The 2,600-nt window shown below is 40.5% G+C and carries 3 protein-coding genes; all 3 read left to right on the top strand.

The annotated features are described in order from the left end of the window. Positions 1–54 precede the first annotated feature (54 nt). Genes DXA20_RS15855 through DXA20_RS15850 form a run of 3 tightly spaced genes read left to right on the top strand, consistent with a single transcriptional unit; the run spans position 55 to position 2,384 of the window. Positions 55–954 (top strand): DUF5688 family protein, encoded by a 900-nt coding sequence (locus tag DXA20_RS15855; protein WP_118562095.1) that lies wholly within the window; start codon positions 55–57, stop codon positions 952–954. 19 nt (positions 955–973) lie between these two features. Continuing rightward, positions 974–1,099 carry a hypothetical protein gene (locus DXA20_RS17255; RefSeq protein WP_279222386.1) on the top strand — a complete coding sequence of 42 codons (126 nt, stop codon included), beginning with the start codon at positions 974–976 and terminating at the stop codon, positions 1,097–1,099. Continuing rightward, entirely contained in the window at positions 1,089–2,384 is a 1,296-nt protein-coding gene (locus DXA20_RS15850) for a JAB domain-containing protein (protein ID WP_118562093.1), read from the top strand. The genes DXA20_RS17255 and DXA20_RS15850 overlap by 11 nt, the downstream gene beginning before the upstream one ends. Positions 2,385–2,600: the final 216 nt, after the last annotated feature.

Here is a 2,600-nt window from a genome sequence, read left to right as displayed (position 1 = left end):
TTCTTCTTGATCTGGACATAATAAGTACCTTCTTTCTTTTGGTGATTATAGTATATCAGATTCATTAAGAAATGTCGCTTTCAGTGCCTTAATTTACGAGTCCATTATAGAGAAACACGTTTTTCAAGAAATCCTAAAATTTCAAGAGTATTAACGGAGTTTGGTTGGGTTCGAGAGTTGAATGAAGGTGTTAAAAAGATTTTTATTGATATGTCGGAAGGTAATTTGGAAGCTCCGATGTATAGTGATTATGCCAATACGGTTCGTCTTACATACTATATAAGGGTGCTTGGAGATTCGTATTCTATGAGTTCCCTTATGATTACAAACTTTTTGATGGAAAAATATGGAGTTACACTAGAAGAATTGCATGCACTGGCAATGGAAAATTTGGAACAGTTCTCCCCGGTAGTATGTGTATCACTTATGGATACAGCGGAAGAGGTTATTGCAGACGGTTTATCAGAACGGGAGGGACTCTCAGATGAAGAGGCAAGAGAGCATGCCGGGGAGATAATTTCAAACGGCGGGATGGAGATGTATTATCTGAGCAACGAGTTCAAGATAAATGGTGCTGTATGCATTATCAATGAAAAGGTTCAGCAGATGGTGGCGGATCAAGTGGGAGGAGATTATTATGTTCTTCCCTCGTCTGTGCATGAAGTAATTATTGTGCCTAAAAGAGTAAATGTAAGTCCAAGAGAACTTACAGATATGGTAAATGCGGTAAACGCCAAGTGTGTGTCGGAAGATGAATATTTATCGGATAACATCTACCAGTACGATGCAAAAGAACATAAATTTAGCAGATGTGTTCCGGAAAGAAACCTGAAAAAGAATCTGGAATTGGATTTAGAGCCGGCGGTTGATGTGCAGGAAGAAAAGAATACTTTGCAGTCAGGGCTGCCGGAACAAAGCCATGAACCGATGAAACATTCTGGAAGAATTCATTAGTCAGGAAAGGAATTGAGATATGAGTAAAAAAGAGCAGACAGGTATTGTGATCCACTCATTGGAGGAACTGAAACAGCTAATCGAACAAAAAGAGGAGAATACGATGTTAGTGATAACAGTGGAGGTGGTGTCGGATGCAGCATGAGTTAAAACAGGTGGAAGTGCGGTTAAAACTGACGGATAAAGCAGGGGTATTCAGTATGGAACGCATAGATACACCGGAAAAAGCGGTTTCTGTTCTGGCACCGGTATTAGCAGAACTTGACCGGGAAGAGGTTTGTGTTGTCAATCTGGATGGCAAGGGGCGTCCCATCAATTTCAATGTGGTCAGTATCGGGAGTGTTAATGCTTCCCTGGTAACCGGAAGAGAATTATATAAAACAGCCATACTCTGTAATGCTGCTGGGATGATCATGCTCCACAATCATCCGTCCTCGGATCTTCAGATGAGCAGGATGGATCGTGATGTGACGGAAAAGATGATGTATGCCAGTTTTCTGTTAGACATTGCATTTTATGACCACATCATTGTGGCAGGGGGGACTGGAGAGACTTTTAGTATCCGGGAAAATGTGCCGGAACTGTTTGAACCAAGCCATTATGCACATTTGATTTCCCATGTGGCAGACGGTGTAAAAGAAGAAGCATCTTACCACGGAACATCACCGGTTACTTATGAAATTTTGCAGATCAAGGACGGAAGCAACGGAGAACAGTACCGTTTTTGGGGCATGAATTATGTGCAGGAGACAGGATTGCAGGTAAATGTCAGTGATTATGAATCAAAGTACCAGGGGAAATTAAAGCCCGGAGAAACACTGGATACTTTGTATGAACGGTTTAATCTCCACCGTCCGGAGGATTTTACCGGCCATTCCCTGTCGGTAAGTGATGTGATCGTTTTGGAATCCGTGGGTGATAAGAAAGCATTCTATGTAGATTCCTTTGGTTTCTGTGAAGTTGAGGATTTCTTTGCAGAAAAACTGGAGAGAGCAGAAATCACATTTACCGTGGCTGAGTGTGGTGAGTTTCATTCCCTGGGAAGATACTGGGATGACATTTCAAATGCAGAAGAAGCCATTGCTCTTTGGAAAGAGTATCAAAAAGGTCCTCTTAACGGTATTCCAAGCATTGGTATTCAGATACATAAGCCGGGGCAGACGGGAATGGAAGATGCGCAGATGGATCTGGTGTCTGGCAAGAAGATGGATTTGGATATGTTGCGTTATTATCCGGAGATCAATGCGGAAGAAACTGCTATTCAAAAGGTTTGTGAATTGGTTGAAAATCTGCATGATGTAAATGTGGTTGGGAACATACCGGAGAATATGTCAGCGGAGCTTATGATTCATGGATTTAATCCGAAGGGGGAGATATACAATGAGGAATTGCGGAAAGAACTATCACCGAAACATGCAAAACGAATTTAATAATACGCTTTTATTCTTACATAGAGGGGAGTATAATTGAGATGGATATAGGTGGTTTATGCGACATGATAATTAGGATTGGAGGGTGAAAATTAATTCTGCTACTAAGGTTGTTATTACTAAAATTAGTAGAAATAGAAATTAATATTTCAAAATGGCAATTATGAAATTTAATGAGCAGTTTTATAGAAATTACAATGAACTTTATACCATGAT

The sequence above is a fragment of the Roseburia sp. AM59-24XD genome (assembly GCF_003478445.1).
GTDB lineage: Bacteria > Bacillota > Clostridia > Lachnospirales > Lachnospiraceae > Jutongia.
Note: the sequence above shows the minus strand (reverse complement) of the source record. Positions and strands in the feature narration are given on the sequence as shown.

Excerpts from the sequence above, each read along its gene's own strand:
- DXA20_RS15850 (WP_118562093.1), top strand. The coding sequence starts at position 1,089 with ATGCAGCATGAGTTAAAACAGGTGGAAGTGCGGTTAAAACTGACGGAT.
- DXA20_RS17255 (WP_279222386.1), top strand. The coding sequence starts at position 974 with ATGAGTAAAAAAGAGCAGACAGGTATTGTGATCCACTCATTGGAGGAA.